Source organism: Streptomyces sp. NPDC044002 (assembly GCF_056434525.1).
On sequence record NZ_JBWKEZ010000001.1, the window covers coordinates 367,243 to 389,939 of the forward strand.

Here is a 22,697-nt window from a genome sequence, read left to right on the forward strand (position 1 = left end):
AGGAACGCCTGATGCGCTTCCGCCACCCGGACGGCACCACCGTCCACCTCGCCTACTGCACCAACGTGCACCCCGCGGAAACCCTGGAGGGGATCACCGCCCAGCTCGACACGTACGCCGAACCGGTCCGCCGGGCCACCGGCGAGCCCCTCGTCGGCCTCGGCCTGTGGCTGCCCGTGGACGCGGCCGCAGCCCTCGCCGCCGACCCGGCCGCCGTCGCCCGGCTGCGCGGCGAGCTCACCGCCCGCGGACTGGAGACGGTGACCCTCAACGGCTTCCCCTACCGGGGCTTCCACGCGCCCGTGGTCAAACGGGCCGTGTACTACCCGGACTGGTCCGAGCCCGCCCGGCTCGACTACACCCTGAACCTGGCCCGGATCCTCGCCGGACTGCTGCCCGACGACGCCCTGCACGGCTCCGTCTCCACCCTGCCGCTGGCCTGGCGCACCGCCTGGTCGCGCACCCGCACGGCCGCCGCCGCCCGCAACCTCGACGCGCTCGCCGCCGGCCTCGCCCGGATCGAGGCGGAGACCGGACGCACCGTGCGCGTCGCCGTCGAGCCCGAGCCGGGCTGTGTCGCCGAGACCACCGAGCAGGCCGTATCCGTGCTCTCGGGCGTCGACCACGAGCGGATCGGGCTCTGCCTGGACGCCTGCCACCTCGCCGTCGCGCACGAGGACCCCGGCACCGCCGTCGGCCGGCTGCTCGCCGCCGGACTCCAGGTCGTCAAGCTCCAGGCCTCCAGCGCCCTGGAGGCCACCGACCCGCAGGACCCCCGGGTCCGGGAGGCGCTGGCCGCCTTCGCCGAGCCGCGCTTCCTGCACCAGACCCGCGAGGCCGGGCCCGACGGCACCGGCCTCCACGGCTCCGACGACCTCGGGCCCGCCCTGGCCGGAGCCCTGCCCGGCAAGGCGCCCTGGCGCATCCACTACCACGTGCCGCTGCACGAGGAGCCGGCCCCGCCGCTGACCTCCACCCGCCCCGTGCTGCGCGACACCCTGCGGACCCTGTTCGGCGGGTACCACGCCGTCACCGACCACGTCGAGGTGGAGACGTACACCTGGTCCGTGCTGCCCGAGGCGGCCCGGCCCGTCGGCGACGCCGGACTCGCCCGGGGCGTCGCCGCCGAACTCGCCTGGACTGCGCGGGAGCTGACCGCACTCGGCCTCACCGCGCTCGCCCCGGTCCCGACCGCCCCCGCCGCGCAGAAGGAGCCCGGCTCATGACCGCCCCCACCCCCTCCGGCCGGCGGCGGAAGACCGCCGTCCTGTGCACCGTCGGCCTCACCCCCCGGCTGCTGCCGCACATGCCGAACGTCCGGGCCATCGGGGAGCAGGGCTTCACCGCCGCGCTCGACACCGTGTTCCCCGCCGTCACCGCCACCGTCCAGGCCACCCTCACCACCGGCACCCTGCCCCGCGAACACGGCGCCGTCGGCAACGGCTGGTACTTCCGCGACCACGGCGAAGTGATGATGTGGCGCCAGCACAACGCCCTCGTCCGCGGCGAGAAGGTCTGGCAGGCCGCCCGCCGCCGAGACCCGGACCACACCACCGCCTACCTGTGCTGGTGGTGGGCCATGGGCGCGGACGTCGACACCGTCCTCACCCCCCGCCCCGTCTACCACTACGACGGCCGCAAGGCCCCCGACTGCTACACCGTCCCCGCCGCCCTGCGCGACGAACTGACCGCTGCCCAGGGAGAGTTCCCGCTCTTCAACTACTGGGGCCCGACCGCCTCGCTCACCTCCACCCGCTGGATCGCCGGCGCCGCCCGGCACGTCGCCGACACCCGCGACCCCGACCTGTCCTTCATCTACGTCCCGCACCTCGACTACGACCTCCAGCGGTTCGGCCCCGACGGCCCCGAGGCCGTCCGGGCCGCCCGCGAGGCCGACGCCGCCCTCGGCCCGCTCCTCGCCGGCCTGCGCGACCGCGGCACCACCGTCGTCGCCCTCAGCGAGTACGGGATCTCGCCGGTCAGCCGGCCCGTCGACATCAACCGCGCGCTGCGCCGCGAGGGCCTGCTCTCCGTCTACACGCAGCGCGGTATGGAATACCTCGACCCGTACACCTCCCGGGCGTTCGCCGTCGCCGACCACCAGGCCGCCCACGTCTACGTGGCCGACCCGGCCGACGTCCCGCGCGTGCGCGACGTACTGAAGTCCCTGGACGGCGTCGACGAGATCTGGGACCGCACCCAGCAGGCCGACTACGGCATCGACCACCCGAACGCCGGCGAGCTCGTCGCCGTCTCGGAACCCGACGCCTGGTTCACGTACTACTACTGGCTCGACGACACCCGCGCCCCGGACTTCGCGCGCGGCGTCGACATCCACCGCAAACCGGGCTACGACCCGGCCGAGCTGTTCTTCGACCCCGCCGATCCGGCGGCCAAGGCGAAGGCGGCCCTCGCGGTGCTGAAGAAGAAGGCGGGGATGCGCGCACCGCTCCAGGTGGTGCCGCTCGACCCGGGCTGCGTCCGCGGCAGCCACGGACGGCTGCCCGGCGACGACCGGGACGCGCCCGTGCTGCTCTGCTCGGACCCGTCCCGGGAACGGCCCCGCTACCACGCCACCGAGGTGAAGGACCTGCTCCTGAGCCTCGGCGGACTGACCTGACAACGCCCTCAAGGGGGGAGAGGAGGACCCGATGACGAGCCAGACCCTGACCGCCGTGCGCGGCCGCATCGACCACACCACCACGACCGGTGTACTGCCCGTGCCCGTGACGGCCGCACGGCAGGCCGCGAGACTGCGCGCCACGGGCGAGGCACACGTGTGGTGGTGGCCGCTCGAGGACCGGGTGGACCAGGCCGACTTCGACCTGCTGGACGAGGTCGAGCAGGTGCGCGCCCGCCGCTACCGGGCGGAGAAGGACGCCGCCGCCTTCATCCGGACCCGGGCCGGCGCCCGGCGCGCGATCGGCGAGCTGCTGGGGGTTGAGGCCCGCACGGTGGCCCTCGGCCGCCGCGTCTGCCCCGGCTGCGGGGACCTGGAGCACGGCCCGCCGGCCGTGGCGAGCCCCGCCGTCGGGCTCGCCGTGAGCCTGACCCGCACCAGCGGCTGCGGGGTGCTCGCCCTGCACGCGGGGGACTGGATCGGCGTGGACGTCGAGGCGCTGCGGCCCGTGGAGTCCGGCTCCCTCGCCAATGTCGTCCTCGCCCCCGCCGAGCACGCCTACATCCTGTCGCTGCCCGCCGGACCGGAGCGGACCGCCGCCTTCCACCGGGTGTGGACCCGCAAGGAGGCCGTGCTCAAGGGGGTCGGACTGGGGCTGCTCGGCATCGACCTCAACGCCCTGGACGTCACCCCGGGCACGCCCGGGCCGGTCGAGGTGGAACACGGCTACCAGGGCGAGGTCAGCCGCTGGCAGATCGACGACCTCGACCTGGACGGCAACTGGTCGGCCTCCCTGGCCCGCCCGGTCGACGGCTCCCCCCTCGGCCCGGTCCACCGCCACCGCCCCACGTAGCCCGCCCCCAGCCCCCCCCCGGGGCCCGGCTCCGGCCCCCGGGACCCGGCTCCGGCCCCCGGGGACCCGGCTCCAGCCCCCGGGGGCCCCGGCCCCGGCCCCCGGGGCGAGACGCGGCCCCGGGCCCCGCCTTCCGGCCGGCCCGCGGGCCGGACGCTGCGCGGGGCTCGCCCCTCCCCGCCCTTCCACCGTTCCCGCCTCAGTCGCCGGCGCGGCTCCACCGGGTCCGGGGCTCCGCCCCGGGGTCGGTCGTCCGGCGCTGCACGCCGGTGCGGCTCAGGACACGGCGCTACCGCGCCCGCGCCTCAATCGCCGGCGGGGCTGGAACTGCGCTGCGCGCACTCCAGCCCGCCAGGCGCCGGCCGGCCTATCCAGCCCCGCCGGCGTTTGAGGCGCGGGGTCTGGGGCGGAGCCCCAGGGAACGGTGGAAGGGCGGGTAGGGGACAGCCCCGCGCAGCGGGATCCGGCCCCGGGGCCGACCCGCCCGCCCGACCCGAACCGACCGGCCGCCGGGCCCGACCGGCAGACCCCGCCTCCCCGCACGGAGGACCGACCCTTCCCGGAGCTCCCCATGGCCCAGTCCGCCACCCGCACCGCCGACCCGGCCCCCGCACCCGCCGCCCCCGCCCCCGCCCCCGCCCGGCCAGGGCCCCCGCACACCCCCGCCCCCGGGGCCGCGGCCGTCACCGGCGGGCTGCTCGTCGTCGCCCTGCTGCTGTGCGCGGGCCCCCTCGCCGGCGGCGCCGTCCAGGAGTTCCTGGACCGGATGGCCGGCGTCTTCGCGCTCGTCGCGCTCTCCGGCTCCGTGATGCTCGGCCTCGCCACCGTCTTCCGCGACGTACTCACCCCGGCCCAGCGGCAGTTCGCCCAGCTCCTGCACCGCGCGGCCGGCCTGGCCGGCGTCGGCTTCCTCCTCGTCCACATCGGCGTCAAGGTCGCCGGGCAGAAGATCGGCGCCGCCGACGCCGTACTCGGCTGGGGGAGCGGGGACCTCCTGGTCGACCTCGGCACCCTGGCCGCCCAGCTCTTCGTCCTCGCCCTGCTCACCGGCCTGTGGCGGGGCGTCTTCGCCACCCGCCGCTGGATCCGCCCCTTCCGGGTCCTGCACGGCGCCGCGTACGCCGGCTGGGCCGCCGGCCTGGTCCACGGACTCGGCGCCGGCCGCACCCCCGCCGGCTGGGTCGTCGCCTGCTACGCCCTGTGCGCCGCCGCCACCCTCGCCGCCCTCGCGTACCGCCTCACCCGCGGCCGCCGCCCCCGCTGACCGCCCTCCCCGCCGACCGAACGGCCCCGGACCGCAGGTTTCCGGCCGGAGGGCACCGCCCCCGGCCGGAAACCCGCGCCCGGGGCCTTCTCGCGTAGAGGGAATATAGACCCGCCCTCAAGGATCGGCGTGTTGCATCCGCCGGCTTGGGCGGATGGGGCTGCTGACAAACCCCCCTCAAACGCATGGGAAGGACTGGTCGCGCATGCGGACCCAGACGAACAGCCTCCGTGGGCAGAGCAGCACCGGATCCCCCGGGTTCGCGCTGCGCCTGGACGGGGTCGTGAAGGAGTACGGAAAGAGCGGTCGCGGCGTACGCGCCCTGGACGGGGTCTCGGTCGGCATCGAACGCGGCTCGTTCACGGCCGTCATGGGACCCTCCGGTTCCGGTAAGTCGACCTTCCTGCACTGCGCGGCCGGCCTCGACAAGCCGTCCAGCGGCAAGGCCTTCATCGGAGACACCGAACTCGGCGGGATGAACGAGACCCAGCTGACGAAGCTGCGCCGCGAGCGCATCGGCTTCGTCTTCCAGGCCTTCAACCTCATCCCGGCCCTGTCGGTGCGCCAGAACGTGGAGCTTCCGCTCCGCCTGGCCGGCGAGCGCCTCGATGCGGCCTGGCTGGAGGAGATCCTCACCCGCGTGGGCCTCGGCGGCCGCGCCACCCACCGGCCCGCCGAACTCTCCGGCGGCCAGCAGCAGCGCGTCGCCATCGCCCGCGCCCTGATCACCCGCCCCGACGTCATCTTCGGCGACGAGCCCACCGGCGCCCTCGACACGGTGACCGCCAAGGAGATCCTCTCCCTGCTGCGGTCCTGCGTGGACGAGACCGGCCAGACCGTGGTCATGGTCACCCACGACCCGGTCGCCGCCTCCTACGCCGACACCGTCCTCTTCCTCGCCGACGGCCGCATCGCCGACCGGATGCACGCCCCCACCGCCGACCGCGTCGCCGACCGCATGACCCACCTGGGAGCGTGGGCCTGATGCTGCGCTATGCCCTGCAGACCCTGCGCGCCCGCAAGGGCGGCTTCATCGGGGCCTTCCTCGCCCTCTTCTGCGCGGCCGCGCTCGTCACGGCCTGCGGCATCCTCCTGGAGACGGGTTTAAGAGGAGAGATCGGCACCGAGCGCTACGCCGGTGCCCCGGTGATCGTCGGCGGTGACCAGAACGTCCACCAGGTCACCGTCAAGAACAAGGGCGACAAGACCAAGACGAAGGAGAAGGAGAAGCCGCTCGGCGAGCGCGTCTGGCTGCCCGCCGACACCGCCGCCACCCTCGGTTCGCTGCCGGGCGTCAAGGCCGCCCTGCCCGAGGTCACCTTCCCGGCCTACGCGGTCGGCCCCAAGGGGCAGGTCGTCCAGGGCGTCAACGGGAAGCCCTCCTACGGCCACTCCTGGACCTCCGCGGCCCTGACCCCCTTCACCCTGTCCGAGGGCGCGCCCCCGGCCGGCGCCGACGAGGTCGTCGTCGACCGTGAACTCGCCCGCCGGGCCGGCATCAAGCCCGGCACCGAACTGACCGTCCAGGCCACCGGCTCTCCGCGCAAGTACCGCGTCAGCGGCATCGCCGCGCCAGCCGGGGGCGACCTGGAACAGCAGACCTCCCTCTTCTTCTCGGACTCCGAGGCCGAACGGCTCTCGGGCCGTGCCGGACAGGTCGCCGTGGTCGGCGTGCTGGCCAAGCCCGGCGTGTCCGCCGGGGACCTCGCCCAGCAGGTGAAGAAGGCCCTCGACGGCACCACCGCCCAGGTGGTCACCGGCGGCGAGCGCGGCCCGGTCGAGTTCCTCGACGCAGCCAAGGCCCGCATCAAGCTGGTCTCCATGGGCGGCGCCATCGGCGGCACCTCGCTGCTCGTCGCCATCCTCGTCGTCGTCGGCACCTTCGCCCTGTCGATCCAGCAGCGCTACCGCGAACTGGCCCTGCTGCGCGCCATCGCGGCGACGCCCAAGCAGGTCCGCCAGCTCATCGGCCGCGAGGCACTGATCGTCGGCGCCCTCGCCGGTGTGCTCGGCTCGGTCACCGGCCTGCCCATCGCCTACTGGCTGCACGGCAAGTTCGTCGGCTTCAAGGCGATCCCCGACACCCTCGAAGTCACCTTCAGCGTCTTCCCGTTCTTCGCGGCGATCGGCGCGGCCCTGCTGGGCGCCTGGGCGGCCGCCCGCATCTCGGCCCGCCGCACCGCCCGCATCCGCCCCGCCGAGGCCCTGTCCGAAGCGGCCATGGAGCAGCGGAACTTCGCCTGGGGCCGGCTCGGCGCCGGCGCCGCCTTCCTGGCCGGCGGCATCGTCCTGCTCGCGGTCCTCTCGGTGCTGCGCAGCGAACCGGCCTCCACCCCGGTGACCTTCCTGTCGGTCGTGGTCCTCGCGGTGGCGGTGTCGCTGCTCGGCCCGCTGATCGCCCGGATCGCGGTCGCCGTCCTCGGGGTCCCGCTCAGGGCCTCCCGGGTCGGCGGCTACCTGGCCACCGCCAACGCCCGCGCCAACACCAAGCGGCTGTCCGCGGCCGTCACCCCGCTCGCCCTGCTGATCGGCATGGCCTGCACGGTGTTCTTCGTCCAGACCACCATGGGCGCGGCGGCCACCGCCCAGGCCAAGGCCGGCAACAAGGCCGACTGGGTCGTCGGCTCGGCCGGCCCCGGCGTGCCCGCTCAGGCCGCGGACAGCCTCCGCCGGGTCGCCGGCGTCACGGCGGTGACCGAGGTCGTACGCACCTCCGTGCGCGTCGGCCTGGAGAAGTACCCGGCCCAGGGCGTGTCCACGCAGGGCCTGACCCACACCTGGGACCCGGGCGTCAGCGCCGGCACCCTGGACGGCTTCGGACCGCAGTCCGTCGCCCTCAGCGACGTCGCCGCCGACAACCTGGGCAAGAAGCCGGGGGACAAGCTGAAGCTGACCCTCGGCGACGGCACCGAGACCGAGCTGAACGTCGCGGCCGTCTACGACCGCGGGCTCGGCTTCGGCGACCTGACGATGTCCCACGAACTGGTCGTCAAGCACGTCGACAACCCGCTCGCCTCCTCCCTGCTGGTCAAGACCGCCGGCGAGGGCGGCCCCGGCCGCGCCGAGCTGCAGAAGGCCGTCGGCGCGCTGCCCGGCGTCGGTGTGCTCGACCGCGGCCAGGTCGAGGACCTGCAGGCCGAGGTCCAGCAGTCCAACGCCGAGGTCAACTACGTGGCGATGGGCCTGATCATCGCCTTCACCGCGATCGCCGTGGTCAACACCCTGGCCATGTCGGTCTCCGACCGGATCCGCGAGTTCGCCCTGCTCCAGCTCGTCGGCACCACCCGCCGGCAGGTGATGGGCATGCTCCGCATCGAGTCCGCCCTGGTCGTGATCATCTCCGCGGTGCTCGGCACCGGCATCGCCTTCGCGGTGCTCACCGCCTTCAGCGTCGGGATGACCGGCTCCGCGTCCCCGTCCATCGACCCCTGGATGTACCTCGGGGTGCTCGGCTTCGCGGCGGTGCTCACCGCCCTGGCCACGCTGGTCCCGGGCCGGCTCGCCCTGGCCGGCCGCCCCGCGGACGTCATCGGCTCGCGCCAGTAGCGGCCGCCACGGCCGGAGGGCCGGCCCCCCTCGCGGGGGCCGGCCCTCCGGCCTTCGGTGCGTGCGGTCCGGTCCTCGTCCTCAGTTGAGCACCGCCCCGCCGCCCTTGCGGTCCACCCGGCTGCGCCGGTGGTCCAGGTGCGCGTACACCCGGTGCAGCCAGCGGTCCTGGCCGTCGTAACGAGGGGTGAAGGAGGTCCGGCCGTGCACGGCGAGCCGGTTGTCCACCACGGCGAGGTCGCCGACCCGCAGCGCCAGCGCCGACATCGTCCGCATGAGCGCCTCGCGCAGCTCGCCCATGGCGGCCGCGGCCTCGTCGTCCAGCGGGTGCGTCGCGGCGAAGTCCACCAGGATGTTCGGGTCCTCGAGGTCCCCGACCAGGATGGGGTGCGCCGGCGTGACGGAATTCAGGTCGCCGAAGGACGGCGGCGGCTCGGTCAGGAACCGGGGCGCGGCCAGTACCGCGACCGTGCGCTCGGAAAGCAGCGGGAGCGCCCGCCGTATCGAGGACGTGCACAGCTTCGCGTCGCCCGTCGCATCCTCGCGCACGCAGAGCAGCCCCACGTAGTCGGGCTTGTTGTCATGGAAGGCGTTCTCGACGTGGAGTTCCAGCAGAACCGATCCTGCATTGCTCTGGGAATTCTCGCTCCCCGGCACCGGCACGACGTTCTGCACCAGGGCGCCGGTCTTCTCGCTGCGGTAGGCGATGACTTCGCCGAGCTGCATCATCGCCGCCGTGACCAGGGCCGACGCCACGGCCGGCACCCGCTCCACGGAACCGGGCACGCTCGGCGTCTCCGGCAGCGGGTCGCTCGCCACCACCGGCACGTTGCGCAGCAGCAGCACCGCGTCCGGTCCGGCGTCGTGCCGGAACCGGCGCAGTTCGGAGAGGATCCGGCGGGGCAGCATCGCCGAGGCGTCCCGGACGGTGTCCAGCCAGGCCGGCTCGTCGATCAGTGCCGGGCCGGCCGCCAGCACGGCGGAGGCCAGGGCGATCAGCTCGTCGCGCTCGGCGTCGGTGAGGGTGATGGCGTCCGGCGTCGTACCGGTCACGGGAAGGGTAAGGGTGTGCTCTCGCGTCCTTGGCATGAAGAATTCCTCGGGGTAGATGAGCCTTGACCCGAGTCAGTTTCCGGACGCGCCCTATCACATTCCTATGGAAAACACTCCCGAACGGGCAGCGGAAATAGGTATAGGCGGGACATAGTTGCCCGCCGAATGCTTATGGGGCGGCTTTGTCCCCGGCGAAATCCGCCGGCCGGCCGCAGTTCCCGCACCGTTCGACGGGGGAGAAAGAGGGGAGGAATTCATGGCATTGAGGGAAGAGGACCCGGCCCACGCCGCGGCGGTCGCCGCGGCCGGCGCCCTGGGCGCCCAGGGGGAGGCCCACGTCTGGTGGTGGCGTCCGCCCGAGAACACCGATCCGGCCGACCTGCCGCTGCTGGACACCGAGGAGTTCCGGCGGGCGCTGTCCCTGCCCGCGGAACGCGACGCCGCGGCCTTCGTCCGCTCCCGCGCCGCCGCCCGCCGGGCACTCGGGGAGCTGTTCCGCCTCGAACCCCGGGACGTCGCCCTCGGCCGGGACGGCTGTCCCGGCTGCGGCGACGGCAGCCACGGCCCGCCCCGGCTGGTCGTCCCGCCGGTGCCGCTCGCCCTCAGCATGAGCCGCACGAACGGCTGCGGGGTCTTCGCGCTCGGCGCCGGCCCCGCGATCGGCATCGACGCCGAGGCCCTGCGCCCCGTACGCCGCTCGGCGACCACCGACCCGGACCTGACCCCCGCCGAGCGCGCCCACCTGGCCGCCCTGCCCCAGGGGCCCGGACGGGACGCGGCCTTCCACCGGATCTGGACCCGGAAGGAGGCCGTGGTCAAGGCCACCGGCCTCGGCCTGTCCGGGGTCGAACTCGGCCTGCTGGAAACCCATCCGGCCCGCACCGGACCCGTCCGGGTCACCCACACCCACCGCGGCCGGACCACCGCCTGGACCGTGGAGGACCTCCGGGTGTTCGACGGCGTCGCGGTGGCACTGGCCCGGCCGGCGGGACCCGCCGCGCACGGCCCCGTCCACCACCACACCGACCGGCCGACGGCCGCCTGAACCGGCGCACCGCACCAGCACCAGCGCTCGTGCCCGTACCCGGGCCGACGCCCGTACCCCAAGCCGCGCCGGCGTCCGTACCCGAACCAGTGCACGTACCCGAACCAGTGCGCGCACCCGAACCAGCGCCCGCAGCCGCGGCCGCACCCGCATCAGGACCCGCACCCGCACCCGCATCGGCACCCGCACCCGCGCCCGCCGCGCACCCGCACCCCGTCCCCGCCGGACCGCCCCGGTACCGCCTCAGCGAAAGGCCCGCAGAGCCATGACCATCGAGTCCTTCTTCCCCGTGGAAGAGCTGATCGCCGCCCACTCCGCCCCCGGCCGCCCCGCGTCCCAGGCCCCGGCCGGCACCACCCTCCTGGGCCTGACCGCCGAGGACCTGGAGGCCTACTTCGCCCACATCGCGGAGGCCGTCGAACAGGACGACCCGGGCCCGGCCGCACGCGGCGGCTGGGAGGAGCGGGAGCGGCTGCGCTTCTCCACCTGGGTCCGCCGGGTCTACGAACACCCGCTCTCGCCCGCCGTCTTCGCGCTCCCCGTCACCCGGCTCATCCGCGAGGTCCAGCTGGCCCAGGCCGCCGAGCTCGCGTTCCGCATCGACGTGGGCCGGGCCCGGGCGAAGGCCGCGAAGCCCTCCGCCGAGGTCCGGGCCACCGCCGCCGTCGCCTCCGCCTGGGCCATCGCCGCGGACGCCCTGTCCCGGTCGCCGCGCCCGCCGCGCGAGCGGGTCGTCGGCGACGTGTGGACCATCGTCCGGGAGACCATCGAACCCGCCCTGCGGCCGGCCGGCACCTTCCAGCCGCGCTCCCACAGCTCCTGGTGAGCGCCGCCCCGTAGGGGGTGTCGCGAAAGTCCCGCACGGCGCCCAGGGCGCCCGGCACGGGACTTTCGCGACACCCCCTGGGTGCCCGGCCCGCCACGCGTTCACCGCACCGCGGAGGGGAAGGCGTCCCGCGTGGTCAGCGAGGCCGCCAGCAGCCGTACCAGGTCGTTGCACCGGTACAGCGGCCTGCCCTGGGCGTCCAGCCCGGACAGCTCCATCAGGGCGCCGTCCACCAGGGCGTCCAGGGCCGCCTCCGCCTCCTCCTCCGCGGTGCCCAGCACCAGCGCCGCGTACTGGGCGGAGAACGGCTCCCCGTCCCAGTCGGCGAGCCCGGTCAGCGTGGCCAGCTCCGGGCCGCCGACCCGGCGTACGCAGTGCACCAGGGCCTCGCGCACGCTCACGTCCCCGTACGCCAGCTCGGCCAGCCGGCCGTCCGGATCGGCCAGCCGGGCCGCCAGCCGGGCCACCGGCCAGTGCGGCCGCGCCGCGAGCCGGGCCCCCGTCACCGACAGGGCCAGCGGCAGCCCCGCGCAGTACGCCACCAGGTCGTCGGCCGCGTCCGGGTCCGCCTCCAGCCGGTCCCGGCCGGCCAGCGAGGCCAGCAGCTCCATCGCCTCGTCGTCGTCGACCGGGGTCAGCGCGGTGGTGTCCGCGCCCGCCACCCGGGCCAGCCGGGCCTGACCGGTGATCAGCACCGCCGCCTCCGGCCCGCCCGGCAGCAGCGGCGCCACCTGCCGGTCGCCCACCGCCCCGTCCAGCACCAGCAGCAGCCGGGCGCCCGAGGTCCGGGTCCGGTACAGCCGCACCAGCTCCTCCAGATCCTGCGCGGCGGCCGCCGGCGGCGGCTCCCCGAGGGCGCGCAGCAGCCGGACCAGCACCTCGGCGGGCTCCTTCGGGGTGCCGTCGGGGTGGCACAGCTCCACGTACAGCTGCCCGTCCGGGAAGCGCGCGGCGCAGTCCTGGGCCGCACGCACCGCGAGCGCCGTCTTGCCCACCCCGGCCATGCCGGTGATCAGCAGCCGGCGCGGGCGGCCGTCCTCCCGGGTCAACCGCTCGCGCAGCGCGGCCAGTTCGGCCCCGCGTCCGGTGAACTCCCCGTAGGGCGCCGGCAGCGTCGAGGGCACGGCCCGTCCCGCGGGGGCGGCCGCGGCGGCCGCAGCGCCCTCCGCGGCGGACGCCGGGGGCGCGGCGGAGGCCAGGCCCAGTCCGCCGCCGAGCACCGCCTGGTAGGTGGAGCCCAGCGCCTCGCCCGGGTCCACGCCCAGCTGGTCGGCGAGGACCGCGCGGCCCTCGTAGTAGGTGTGCAGCGCGTCGGCCTGCCGCCCGCAGCGGTACAGGGCCGTCATCAGCTGCGCGCGCAGCCGCTCCCGTACGGGGTGCTCGGCGACCAGCCCGGTCAGCTCGGCGGTCACCTGCTCGTGCCGTCCGACGGCCAGGTCGGCCTCGATCCGGCTCTCCAGCGCGATCATCCGCGCCTCTTCCAGCGGGGGCAGCTCCGCCTCGATCATCTGCTCGGTCGCGTTGGCCAGCGCGGTGCCCCGCCACAGGTCCAGCGCGTCGCGCAGCAGCGCCCCGGCCTCCTCGAAGCGCCGGTCGGCGAGGGCCTCGCGGCCCAGCCGGTCGAGCCGGGCGAACTCGGTCAGGTCGATCCACGCCCCGGGCGCCCGCAGCACGTAGCCGGGCTGGCGCCGGACGATCTCGATCTCCTCGCCGAGGTGCTTGCGCAGCCTCGACATGTACGTGTAGATCTGCGCGCTCGCCGTGGCCGGCGGGTCCCACCCCCACAGGAGCGCGCTGAGCCGTGCATCGGAGACCACGCGTCCCTCGGACAGCAGCAGCGCGGCGAGCACCGTGTGCACCTTCGAACCGGAGAGCGGGATCGTAGCGCCGCCTCCCCGTTTGGCCTCGATCGGCCCGAGCAGCCGGAAGTCCATGCGGCACCCCCTTCTGGTGTGAGCATCCGTTCTGGATTCCAGAAGCTATGCGGGGGCCTTATTGGAGGGTTATCGCTCGCCGTGCGCCTCCCGGCCCGCGGTGATATCCGCAGGCCGCAGGGGGTGTGCCGGCGGGTGTACCGGCTCACACGGGCAGGCCCGTGGGGTCCTTGACGCGCTTCATGATGATCTGGGAGTTGACCTCGGTGACCCCTTCGAGGGCCGTCAGCCGCTCGATCCACAGCCGCTCGTACGCGCGCAGGTCCGCGACGGCGATGCGCAGCAGGCAGCCGGGGCTGCCGAAGAGCCGATAGGCCTCCACCACGTCGGGGATGTCCTGCAGGGCCGCCTCGAAGGCCTCGACGGCGTCCCGGTCCCGGCGGACCTCCACCGACACCAGCACCTCGAAGCCCCGGCCCACCGCCTCGGGGTCGATCACCGCGCGGTACCCCTGGATCACCCCGTCCTGCTCCAGCTGCCGCACCCGGCGCATGCAGGGGGAGGGGGTGAGGCCCACGCGCTGGGCGAGCTCCTGGTTGCTGAGCCGGCCGTCGCGCTGGAGCTCGCGCAAGATTTCACGGTCAATGGCGTCCATCACGCAATTATCGCTCAGCTTTTGTTACGGCTCGGCCCAAACGCGCAATCGCATTGCGCGTAGATCTCACTATCATTGCCCCCTCCAGAAAATCTGTACGAAAGACGTGAAGGAAGGGTGGCCATGGGGCGCATCGTCGTCATCAGCACCGGCGGGACGATAGCCAGCCGGTGGATGGGCTCGGGCTTCGCCGCCGAGGCGGACGGCCGCGAGGTCATGGCCACCGCACCGCTGCCCGAGGGCGTCAGCGTCGAGGTCGTCGACCTGTTCAGCGTGAACAGCCCCCGCCTCACCACCGCCCACCAGCTGACCCTGCTGCGCACCGTCCACGAGGTCCTCGCCGACCCCGGCGTCGACGGCATCGTCGTCACCCACGGCACCGACACCCTGGAGGAGTCGGCCTTCCTGGTCGACCTGCACCACCACGACGCGCGCAGCGTCGTCTTCACCGGCTCGCAGCTGCCCATGGGCTCCGCCGACGGCGACGGCCCCGGCAACCTCTACGACGCCCTCCTCACCGCCGCGACCACGCGCGGGCTCGGCGTCCTGATCACCTTCGCCGGCCGCGTCCACGCCGCCCGCGGCACCGTGAAGACCCAGGCCGTGGCCCTGGACGCCTTCGCGGACCCCTCGAAGGAACTGCTCGGCAAGATCGGCTTCGGCAAGGTCGCCGTGCTCCGCACCCCCGAGCGCCCGGCCCCCCTCGCCCTGCCCGCCATGCCCGAGCTGCCCCCGCGCGTCGACATGGTCATGCACCACGCCGACGCCGACCCGCTGCTGCTGAACGCCGCCGTCGAGGCCGGCGCCCAGGGCATCGTCCTCATCGGCACCGGAGCGGGCAACGCCACCCCCGAGATCGTCGAAGCCGTACGGGCCGCCGTCGCCCGGGGCGTCCTCGTCGCCCTGACCACGCGCGTCGCCGCCGGCCCGGTCACCGAGATCTACACGCACGGCGGCGCGGTCGACCTCGTCGCCGCCGGAGCCGTCCCCACCGGCACCCTCCGCGCCGGCCAGGCCCGCATCGCCGTCCTCGCGGCCCTCCTGTCCGCCACCGACCCCGCCGCCCGCACCAGCACCCTCCGCGCGGCCCTCGGCACCCCGGACCCGGTCCTGGTCGACGCGTAGGAACGCGGACGGGCCCGCCCCCGCACGACGCGGTGACGGGCCCGGCCGGGGCACCCGATCAGCCCCCGAACGCTCCCAGGATCCGGTCCGCCGCCGAGGTCGGCGTGACCGTACCGGCCCGGACGGCCGCCTCCAGCGCAGGAGCCAGCTCCCGTACCGCAGGGTCCGAGCGCAGGCGCTCCAGCAGTTCGTCGCGGACCATCGACCAGGTCCACTCCACCTGCTGGGCCGCCCGCTTCGCGGCCAGCCGGCCACCCGCCTCCAGCAGGACCCGGTGCTGCTCCAGGCGGTTCCAGACCTCGTCCAGGCCCGACGACTCCCGTGCGCTGCACGTCAGCACCGGCGGGGTCCACGCCGCGTCCGCCGGGTGCATCAGGCGCAGCGCGCCCGACAGTTCCCGGGCCGCGGCCTTCGCGTCGCGCTCGTGCGGGCCGTCCGCCTTGTTCACCGCGAGGACGTCCGCCAGTTCCAGGACGCCCTTCTTGATGCCCTGGAGCTGGTCGCCCGTACGGGCCAGGGACAGCAGCAGGAAGGAGTCGACCATGCCGGCGACCGTGGTCTCGGACTGGCCGACACCGACCGTCTCCACCAGGACCACGTCGTAGCCCGCCGCCTCCATCACGATCATCGACTCGCGCGTGGCCTTCGCGACCCCGCCCAGCGTCCCCGCCGAGGGCGAGGGCCGGACGAAGGCCGCCGGGTCGACCGCGAGCCGCTCCATCCGGGTCTTGTCACCCAGGATGGAGCCGCCCGTACGCGTGGACGAGGGGTCCACCGCCAGGACCGCGACCCGGTGCCCCAGGCCCGTCAGCATCGAGCCGAACGCGTCGATGAAGGTGGACTTGCCCACCCCCGGCACCCCGCTGATGCCGATCCGGCGCGCCCTGCCCGTGTGGGGCAGGAGCTCCGTCAGCAGCCGCTGGGCCAGGGCCCGGTGGTCCGCCCGGGTGGACTCGACGAGGGTGATGGCGCGCGCGATGTGCGCGCGCTTCCCGTCGAGCACGCCCTTCACGTACACGTCGATGTCGATCTTCGGGGGCATCCGCTCGGCCGCCTACAGCTCGTGGCCCAGGTCCGCGGCCAGCCGCGTCACCAGGTCGTGGGCCGCGTCCGGGATGACCGTGCCCGGCGGGAAGACCGCCGTCGCACCCATCTCCAGCAGCGTCGGGACGTCCGCCGGCGGGATCACACCGCCCACCACGATCATGATGTCCTCGCGCCCCTCCTCCGCCAACTGCTCGCGCAGCGCCGGTACGAGGGTCAGGTGGCCGGCCGCCAGCGACGAGACGCCCACCACGTGGACGTCCGCCTCGACGGCCTGGCGGGCCACCTCCGCGGGGGTCTGGAACAGCGGGCCGACGTCCACGTCGAAGCCCAGGTCGGCGAAGGCCGTCGCGATGACCTTCTGACCGCGGTCGTGGCCGTCCTGGCCCATCTTCGCGACCAGGATGCGCGGACGGCGGCCCTCCGCCTCCTCGAACCGGTCGACGAGCGCACGGGTGCGCTCCACGGACGGGGACTCGCCTGCTTCGGTGCGGTACACACCCGAGATCGTACGGATCTGGCTCGCGTGCCGGCCGTACACCTTCTCCAGTGCGTCCGAGATCTCACCGACCGTGGCCTTGGCCCGCGCCGCGTCCACCGCCAGGGCGAGCAGGTTGCCCTCCAGCCCCTGGCCCGCACCGCGCTCCGCCGCGTTCGTCAGCGCCCGCAGCGCGTCCTGCGTACGCGCCTCGTCGCGCTCCTCGCGCAGCCGCCGCAGCTTGGCGATCTGCTGCGCGCGCACCGAGGAGTTGTCCACGACGAGGACGTCGATCTGCTCGTCGTTCTCCACCCGGTACTTGTTCACGCCGATCACCGGCTGGCGGCCCGAGTCGATCCGCGCCTGCGTACGGGCCGCGGCCTCCTCCACGCGCAGCTTCGGGATGCCGGCGTCGATGGCCTGCGCCATGCCGCCGGCCGCCTCGACCTCCTGGATGTGCTGCCAGGCCCGGCGCGCCAGGTCGTACGTCAGCTTCTCCACGTACGCGCTGCCGCCCCACGGGTCGATCGACCGGCAGGTCCCCGACTCCTGCTGGAGCAGCAGCTGGGTGTTGCGGGCGATGCGCGCCGAGAAGTCCGTCGGCAGGGCCAGGGCCTCGTCGAGGGCGTTGGTGTGCAGCGACTGGGTGTGGCCCTGCGTCGCGGCCATCGCCTCGATGCACGTGCGCGTGACGTTGTTGAAGACGTCCTGCGCCGTCAGCGACCAGCCCGACGTCTGCGAATGCGTGCGCAGCGAGAGCGACTTGGCGTTCTTCGGGTCGAACTGCTTCACCAGCTTCGCCCACAGCAGGCGCGCCGCGCGCAGCTTCGCGACCTCCATGAAGAAGTTCATGCCGATCGCCCAGAAGAACGACAGGCGCGGCGCGAACGCGTCCACGTCCAGCCCGGCGCCCTGGCCCGCCCGCAGGTACTCCACCCCGTCCGCGAGGGTGTACGCCAGCTCCAGGTCGGCCGTGGCCCCCGCCTCCTGGATGTGGTACCCGGAGATCGAGATGGAGTTGTACCGCGGCATCTTCTGCGAGGTGAAGGAGAAGATGTCCGAGATGATCCGCATCGAGGGCTTCGGCGGATAGATGTAGGTGTTGCGGACCATGAACTCCTTGAGGATGTCGTTCTGGATGGTCCCGGCGAGCTTGTCGGGCGAGACGCCCTGCTCCTCCGCCGCCACGATGTACAGCGCGAGGACCGGCAGCACCGCGCCGTTCATCGTCATCGACACCGACATCTTGTCCAGCGGGATCCCGTCGAACAGCTGCCGCATGTCGTAGATCGAGTCGATCGCCACGCCCGCCATGCCGACGTCGCCCGTCACGCGCGGGTGGTCGCTGTCGTAGCCGCGGTGCGTCGGCAGGTCGAACGCCACCGACAGGCCCTTCTGACCGGACGCGAGGTTGCGCCGGTAGAAGGCGTTGGACTCCTCCGCCGTGGAGAAACCGGCGTACTGCCGGATCGTCCAGGGCTGGTTCACGTACATCGTCGGGTACGGGCCGCGCAGGTACGGCGCCGCACCCGGGTAGGTCCGCAGGAAGTCCAGGCCCTCCAGGTCCCGGCCCGTGTACAGCGGCTGCACGCCGATGCCCTCGGGCGTCTCCCACAGCAGGTCGGCCGGGGTGGTGCCGGTGGACTCCTTCACCGCGGCACGCCACTGGTCCTCGCCGGCGCCGCGCGGGGCCGCGCCGAGGGAGAGCTCGGAGAAATCGGGGATGCTGCTCACACGGCGCTCACTGGCCATGGGGGACTCCCATCCGGTCGAGTACGGAGGACAGCACGGCGACCGCGTCGCAGCCGGCGAACACGTACTCGTCCACGGCGCCGGCACAGGTGCCGGGCTTGCCCGCGAGGAACACGGTCGTCGCGCCGGCCCCGCGCAGGGCGGCGGCCACCGCAGCGGCCTGCTCCTCGTACAGCGCGTCCGAGGAACACAGCACCGCCACGCCGTCCGCGCCGCTCGCCGCGTACGCCTCGGCGGCGTTCGCCGCGTCGACCGACACCGGGTCGTGCACGGGCTCGATGCCGCCCGCCTGGAACAGGTTCGACGCGAAGGTCGCCCGCGCGGTGTGCGCGGAGGCCGGACCCAGGGCGGCGAGGAAGATCCGCGGACGGCCGCCGGTGGCCTCCAGGTGCGCGTCGCTGCGGGCGCGCAGCGCCTCGTACGCCTCGTCGCGCCGCACCCGCGGCAGACCGCCCGAGGGCGCGGCCGGAGCCGCCTCGCGGACCAGGGGCTTCTCCGACAGCAGCGGGAACTCGCTGACACCGGTGACCGGTTCGCGGCGGGTGGCCAGCTTCTTGGAGCGCGCCGCCCAGGTGGCGGCGAGCCGCTCCGCGACCAGCCCGGAGCGCAGCGCGTCGGCCAGGCCGCCCGCGCGCTCGACGGTCTGGAAGAACTCCCAGGCCGCATGCGCCAGTTCGTCGGTGAGCTGCTCCACGTAGTACGAGCCGCCCGCCGGGTCGATCACCCGGGCCAGGTGCGACTCCTCCAGGAGGACGGTCGAGGTGTTGCGGGCGATGCGGCGCGCGAAGGCGTCCGGCAGGCCCAGCTCGCTGTCGAACGGGAGCACGGTGACGGAGTCCGCGCCGCCCACGCCGGCCGCCATGCAGGCCACGGTGGTCCGCAGCATGTTCACCCACGGGTCGCGGCGGGTCATCATCACCGGCGAGGTGACGGCGTGCTGCCGCTGCGCACCCGCCTCGGGGGTGCCGCAGGCCTCGGCGATCCGGGCCCACAGGCGGCGCGCGGCGCGCAGCTTGGCGATGGTCAGGAACTGGTCGGCGGTCGCGGAGTAGCGGAACTCCAGCTGCCCGAAGGCGGCTTCGGTGCCGAGCCCGGCCCCGGTGAGGGCGCGCAGGTACGCGACGCCGGTGGCCAGGGACAGGCCGAGCTCCTCGGCCGCCGAGCCGCCCGCCTCGTGGTACGGCAGGGCGTCCACGGTCAGCGCGCGCACGCCCGGCCAGGACGCTGCCGCCTCGCGGGCGATCTCCACGGCGGGCGCGGTGTCCAGGGCCTCGCCGGTGCGGGCCTCGTGGCCCAGCGGGTCGATGCCGAGCGCGGCGCGGGCGGCTCCGGGAGCCACCTCGCGCTCCGCGTACAGGGCGAGCAACGCGCGTGCGGCGTCGGCGTAGTCGGCGCCGGCGTCCAGGGTGACCGGGGCGAGGTCGAGGTAGACGTCCTGCAGGGCGCGGCCCAGGGCTCCGGCGGGTACGCCCTGCCGGCCGACGGTCAGCCAGAGGGAGGTGGTGCCGTTCTCCAGGTCGGCGAGGGCCGCCTCGTTGACCCGTACCGGATCACTGCCCGCGATGCGCTGGCGCACGTCCCAGCCCGAGGTGCTGTTGCCCTCGGGCGTGCCGCCCCGTACGAAGGGCGCGAACCCGGGGAAGCCGGTGTCGGGGGCGTCCGCGTCGGGGCGCGCCGTGTACAGCGGGCGGGTGATGAGCCCGTCCTCTAGCTTGGTGGACAGTGCTGCTTCCGCTGCCTCGCCGGTGACTTCCTTGCCCGACTTGCGCAGTACGCCCTCGACGAGGCGTTGCCACTGCTCGTGTGTCGTGTCAGGAAATTCGGCGGCCAGGGAGAGCCCGTCGTCAGGCAGGACCGTCATGGCTCGAATGCTAGGGGTGGCTACTCGACGGTTACCAGAACCACCGGATGTGATCTCGCCCTCTCAGATGAGCTGTGGGGTCGGGGGTGGGGCGGGAGTGGGGTCGGGGTGGGGTGGAGGTGGGGTGGGAGCCGGGACGGGGCCTGTGGTGGGGGCCGGGACACCGCCCGCCGGGTCCCGGAACAGGGGGGCCAGGAGGACCGTCGCGGCGGCCTGGGGGAGTACGGCCGGGCCGGCGTGCGGGGCGACGATCCGGGCGGGGTCGTCGCACACGCGGGAGCGCTCCAGGGCGGCGGTGCGGATCTCGTCGAGGTACTCCTCGTGCAGGACGCTGGAGAGCTCCGTGACGACCATGACCGCCGGGTTGAACACGTCGAGGAGCAGGGCCGCGGCCCGCCCGACGTCCCGGGCGCGCTCGCGCAGCAGGCGGTCCGCGCGGGGGTCGCCGGCGGCCGCGGCGTCGGCGAGGAGGGGGACCGACGGATCGGGGACGATGCCCCGCCGGACGGCCTCGGCGCCGAGCGCGGTGTCGGAGGCGGCCGCCTGGAGGCACCCCGTACGGCCGCACTCACAGGCGGCGCCGGATCCCGGCACGGGGAGGTGGGCGACGTCGCCGGCGGCGGAGCCCGGGCCCTGGTGGACGGTGCCCTCGATGCCGAACGCGGCGTCGACGACGTTGCCGATGAACAGGTGGACGAGGCTGCGGCGGGCCGCCGGGTGCCCGAACAGGATCTCGGCGGCCGCGACGGCCCGGGCGTGGTTGTCGACCCGTACGGGGAGCCGGAGCGCGGCGCCGAGCTCGTCGGCGAGGGGGCGGTGGTGCCAGTCGAGCGCGGGGTGGCGCACGACGGTCCCGGTGTCGGGGCGGACCCAGCCGCCGAGGGCCGTGCCGAGGCCGAGCAGGGGGCGGCCGGTGCCGGACTCGCGGAGGAAGGCGCGGAGCGCGGCGGCGATGCGGGCGGGGTCGTTCCGCCCGGCGTGGTGGGGGAGGGAGCGGCGGGCCAGGGTCCGGCCGCGCAGGTCGACGAGGCTGAAGGTGGAGGAGGGCACCCCGATGTGCAGCCCGGCGGCGACGGGCCCGCCGACGGCCCCGGTGTGCAGGTCGAGCGGCACCCGCGGCCGCCCGGACCCGGCGTGCGCCGAGGGCCCGGGCAACTCGCGCAGCAGCCCGGCCCGCAGCAGCCCGGTCGCCTGCCGCGACACCGCGGCAGGGCTCAGCCCGCACAGGCCGGAGATCCCGCTCCGGGCGACGGGCCCGTGGTCCAGCACGGTCCGCAACACGGAGGCGGCATTGGCGGCCCCCCGGCCGTCGCCGGGCATTCTCGTCATGGGTCGATGATGCCGGGCGGGGGCGGGGCGGGGGGTGTGGTGGGGGCCCGCTATCTCCCCCTCGAGGCGGTGGGGTGGGGCGGGGGTTGCCCACCCGCCCCCTTGGGTGCGGGGCGGGGGTGCGGGGGGCGGTGTCCCCTCGCCCCGTCTCAGAGAAGTCTGGGGGCTTCCCGTCAGTCCCATCGTCCTTCCGGTTCGGGCCGGTCCCTCAAGGGCGCTCCTTCGTCGCGTCGCTACGCGATGTCGCTTCGCTCCACCCTTGACCGACCGGCCCGAACCGGAAAGCCGAAAGACTGCCGGGAAACCCCCAAAGAAACGGCACGGTCCAACGTTGGAGGAGCGGGTCCGTCAGGGATCAGGCGAGGGGCCGGGGGCAGGCCCGCCGGGCATCCGGGCCCCAAATCCCTGATTCCGTGCCAGGGGCGCGGCAGCCCGCACGAGAGGCCGATCAGGACCTCCCACGGAGCCCCCAAGCGCGACAGATCGCTACGCGCTCCTCCCGGCTTGGCTTCTGGCGACCGTCTTGGGTTGATACCCGCACCAGAGGACGAACAGGGCAGCAAGGGATGCCTCCAGGCGCAGCAGATCGCTACGCGCTCCTCATCGGTTGGCGGCCGGCGACCGTCTGGGGCTGGGCGTGGGTCACCTTGGAGGCCTGAATGCCCCTTTCATCCGCTTGTGGGGCTCTGTGGTGAGGCGGGATGGTCCTCTGTCGGAGTCTGCGGGTGAAAAGGACACCCGCAGGCTCCGAGAAGCACCCAAAGGCCCTGCGAGAGAGCGGATTCGCCCCCCGAAGGCACTCGTCCGCCCCTCCCAGGCCCAGACGCCCGTCCGACCTGCGCCGCCCTGCTCGTTCTCTGGAGTGGGTGTCAGGCCAAGGCGGCCGTCGGCCGCCGATCGATGAGGAGTGCGTAGCGATCTGCTGCGCCTGTCGGCTTCCTTGGCCGCTCTGATCGTCTTCTCGTGCAGGTATCAGCCCAAGGCGGCCGTCGGCTGCCAACCGATGAGGAGCGCGTAGCGATCTACCGCGCCTGGATGCCTCCAAGGACGCTCTGATCGTCTTCTGGTGTGGGTATCAGCCCAAGGCGGTCGCCGGACGCCAAGCCGGGAGGAGTGCGTAGCGATCTGTCGCGCTTGGGTGGTCTGGAGGTCGCTCTGATCGGCCTCTCGTGCGGGTAGCCGGGCCACGGCTCGGAATCTCGACTGCTGAGGGCCCGGATGCCCGGGGCCGGCCCCCGGCCCCTCGCTCATTGCTGACGGACCCGTCCCTTCTGCTCTGGACCGTGCCGTTTCTTTGGGGGTTTCCCGGCAGTCTTTCGGCTTTCCGGTTCGGGTCGGTCGGTCAAGGGTGGAGCGAAGCGACATCGCGTAG

Annotated in this window: 16 protein-coding genes; 9 read left to right on the forward strand and 7 right to left on the reverse strand. The window is 74.3% G+C overall.

Annotation, left to right across the window (positions count from 1 at the left end):
* Positions 1-11 precede the first annotated feature (11 nt).
* The 6 genes from eboE to AC07A6_RS01585 all read left to right on the forward strand — a co-directional run bounded on the left by eboE (position 12) and on the right by AC07A6_RS01585 (position 8,283).
* On the forward strand, positions 12-1,226 hold the full coding sequence (gene eboE, locus AC07A6_RS01560; protein WP_478775619.1) for a metabolite traffic protein EboE: 1,215 nt from the start codon (positions 12-14) through the stop codon (positions 1,224-1,226).
* A complete protein-coding gene (locus AC07A6_RS01565; RefSeq protein ID WP_478775620.1) occupies positions 1,223-2,620 on the forward strand; it encodes an alkaline phosphatase family protein in 1,398 nt (465 codons plus the stop codon). Before eboE ends, AC07A6_RS01565 begins: the two co-directional genes overlap by 4 nt.
* A 31-nt stretch (positions 2,621-2,651) precedes the next feature.
* Positions 2,652-3,473, forward strand: coding sequence for a 4'-phosphopantetheinyl transferase superfamily protein (locus AC07A6_RS01570; RefSeq protein ID WP_362474137.1), 822 nt, complete (start codon positions 2,652-2,654; stop codon positions 3,471-3,473).
* Between the two features lie 571 nt (positions 3,474-4,044).
* Complete coding sequence (locus AC07A6_RS01575; protein WP_478775621.1) at positions 4,045-4,737, forward strand: hypothetical protein; 693 nt, start codon at positions 4,045-4,047, stop codon at positions 4,735-4,737.
* Between the two features lie 205 nt (positions 4,738-4,942).
* Positions 4,943-5,722: an ABC transporter ATP-binding protein gene (locus AC07A6_RS01580; protein ID WP_362461037.1), complete on the forward strand. Its 780-nt coding sequence runs from the start codon at positions 4,943-4,945 to the stop codon at positions 5,720-5,722.
* Positions 5,722-8,283, forward strand: coding sequence for an FtsX-like permease family protein (locus AC07A6_RS01585; protein WP_478775622.1), 2,562 nt, complete (start codon positions 5,722-5,724; stop codon positions 8,281-8,283). The genes AC07A6_RS01580 and AC07A6_RS01585 overlap by 1 nt, the downstream gene beginning before the upstream one ends.
* A gap of 81 nt (positions 8,284-8,364) precedes the next feature.
* Here AC07A6_RS01585 and AC07A6_RS01590 read toward each other — a convergent pair whose 3' ends face one another.
* Positions 8,365-9,372 (reverse strand): TauD/TfdA family dioxygenase, encoded by a 1,008-nt coding sequence (locus AC07A6_RS01590; protein WP_478775623.1) that lies wholly within the window; start codon positions 9,370-9,372, stop codon positions 8,365-8,367.
* A 220-nt stretch (positions 9,373-9,592) separates the two neighbouring features.
* Here AC07A6_RS01590 and AC07A6_RS01595 point away from each other — a divergent pair, with 220 nt between their 5' ends.
* Positions 9,593-10,381, forward strand: coding sequence for a 4'-phosphopantetheinyl transferase family protein (locus tag AC07A6_RS01595; protein WP_362461045.1), 789 nt, complete (start codon positions 9,593-9,595; stop codon positions 10,379-10,381).
* Between the two features lie 265 nt (positions 10,382-10,646).
* Positions 10,647-11,207: a hypothetical protein gene (locus AC07A6_RS01600; RefSeq protein WP_478775624.1), complete on the forward strand. Its 561-nt coding sequence runs from the start codon at positions 10,647-10,649 to the stop codon at positions 11,205-11,207.
* A gap of 101 nt (positions 11,208-11,308) precedes the next feature.
* Here the strand turns inward: AC07A6_RS01600 and AC07A6_RS01605 are convergent, their stop codons facing one another.
* A complete protein-coding gene (locus AC07A6_RS01605) occupies positions 11,309-13,141 on the reverse strand; it encodes an AfsR/SARP family transcriptional regulator (protein WP_478775625.1) in 1,833 nt (610 codons plus the stop codon).
* A gap of 145 nt (positions 13,142-13,286) precedes the next feature.
* The gene (locus AC07A6_RS01610) at positions 13,287-13,736 is read right to left on the reverse strand and encodes an Lrp/AsnC family transcriptional regulator (protein WP_042802011.1); all 450 of its coding nucleotides are present in this window, start codon (positions 13,734-13,736) and stop codon (positions 13,287-13,289) included.
* Between the two features lie 123 nt (positions 13,737-13,859).
* Here AC07A6_RS01610 and AC07A6_RS01615 point away from each other — a divergent pair, with 123 nt between their 5' ends.
* Positions 13,860-14,861, forward strand: a complete 1,002-nt coding sequence (locus AC07A6_RS01615) for an asparaginase (RefSeq protein WP_362461054.1) — start codon at positions 13,860-13,862, stop codon at positions 14,859-14,861.
* Positions 14,862-14,919: 58 nt separating this feature from the next.
* Here the strand turns inward: AC07A6_RS01615 and meaB are convergent, their stop codons facing one another.
* The 4 genes from meaB to AC07A6_RS01635 form a co-directional block, all read right to left on the reverse strand.
* Positions 14,920-15,903 (reverse strand): methylmalonyl Co-A mutase-associated GTPase MeaB, encoded by a 984-nt coding sequence (gene meaB, locus AC07A6_RS01620; protein WP_362461057.1) that lies wholly within the window; start codon positions 15,901-15,903, stop codon positions 14,920-14,922.
* Between the two features lie 12 nt (positions 15,904-15,915).
* Positions 15,916-18,117: a methylmalonyl-CoA mutase gene (gene scpA / locus AC07A6_RS01625; protein ID WP_362461060.1), complete on the reverse strand. Its 2,202-nt coding sequence runs from the start codon at positions 18,115-18,117 to the stop codon at positions 15,916-15,918.
* A 7-nt stretch (positions 18,118-18,124) separates the two neighbouring features.
* On the reverse strand, positions 18,125-19,996 hold the full coding sequence (locus tag AC07A6_RS01630; protein WP_386270609.1) for a methylmalonyl-CoA mutase family protein: 1,872 nt from the start codon (positions 19,994-19,996) through the stop codon (positions 18,125-18,127).
* A 63-nt stretch (positions 19,997-20,059) separates the two neighbouring features.
* Positions 20,060-21,325, reverse strand: coding sequence for an ROK family transcriptional regulator (locus AC07A6_RS01635; protein WP_478775626.1), 1,266 nt, complete (start codon positions 21,323-21,325; stop codon positions 20,060-20,062).
* Positions 21,326-22,697 lie beyond the last annotated feature (1,372 nt).

What these genes read in the sequence shown, in the direction of transcription:
- eboE (WP_478775619.1), top strand. Translation starts at nt 12, where the DNA reads ATGCGCTTCCGCCACCCGGACGGCACCACCGTCCACCTCGCCTACTGC.
- AC07A6_RS01565 (WP_478775620.1), top strand. Translation starts at nt 1,223, where the DNA reads ATGACCGCCCCCACCCCCTCCGGCCGGCGGCGGAAGACCGCCGTCCTG.
- AC07A6_RS01570 (WP_362474137.1), top strand. Translation starts at nt 2,652, where the DNA reads ATGACGAGCCAGACCCTGACCGCCGTGCGCGGCCGCATCGACCACACC.
- AC07A6_RS01575 (WP_478775621.1), top strand. Translation starts at nt 4,045, where the DNA reads ATGGCCCAGTCCGCCACCCGCACCGCCGACCCGGCCCCCGCACCCGCC.
- AC07A6_RS01580 (WP_362461037.1), top strand. Translation starts at nt 4,943, where the DNA reads ATGCGGACCCAGACGAACAGCCTCCGTGGGCAGAGCAGCACCGGATCC.
- AC07A6_RS01585 (WP_478775622.1), top strand. Translation starts at nt 5,722, where the DNA reads ATGCTGCGCTATGCCCTGCAGACCCTGCGCGCCCGCAAGGGCGGCTTC.
- AC07A6_RS01590 (WP_478775623.1), bottom strand. Translation starts at nt 9,372, where the DNA reads ATGCCAAGGACGCGAGAGCACACCCTTACCCTTCCCGTGACCGGTACG.
- AC07A6_RS01595 (WP_362461045.1), top strand. Translation starts at nt 9,593, where the DNA reads ATGGCATTGAGGGAAGAGGACCCGGCCCACGCCGCGGCGGTCGCCGCG.
- AC07A6_RS01600 (WP_478775624.1), top strand. Translation starts at nt 10,647, where the DNA reads ATGACCATCGAGTCCTTCTTCCCCGTGGAAGAGCTGATCGCCGCCCAC.
- AC07A6_RS01605 (WP_478775625.1), bottom strand. Translation starts at nt 13,141, where the DNA reads ATGGACTTCCGGCTGCTCGGGCCGATCGAGGCCAAACGGGGAGGCGGC.
- AC07A6_RS01610 (WP_042802011.1), bottom strand. Translation starts at nt 13,736, where the DNA reads ATGGACGCCATTGACCGTGAAATCTTGCGCGAGCTCCAGCGCGACGGC.
- AC07A6_RS01615 (WP_362461054.1), top strand. Translation starts at nt 13,860, where the DNA reads ATGGGGCGCATCGTCGTCATCAGCACCGGCGGGACGATAGCCAGCCGG.
- meaB (WP_362461057.1), bottom strand. Translation starts at nt 15,903, where the DNA reads ATGCCCCCGAAGATCGACATCGACGTGTACGTGAAGGGCGTGCTCGAC.
- AC07A6_RS01630 (WP_386270609.1), bottom strand. Translation starts at nt 19,996, where the DNA reads ATGACGGTCCTGCCTGACGACGGGCTCTCCCTGGCCGCCGAATTTCCT.
- AC07A6_RS01635 (WP_478775626.1), bottom strand. Translation starts at nt 21,325, where the DNA reads ATGACGAGAATGCCCGGCGACGGCCGGGGGGCCGCCAATGCCGCCTCC.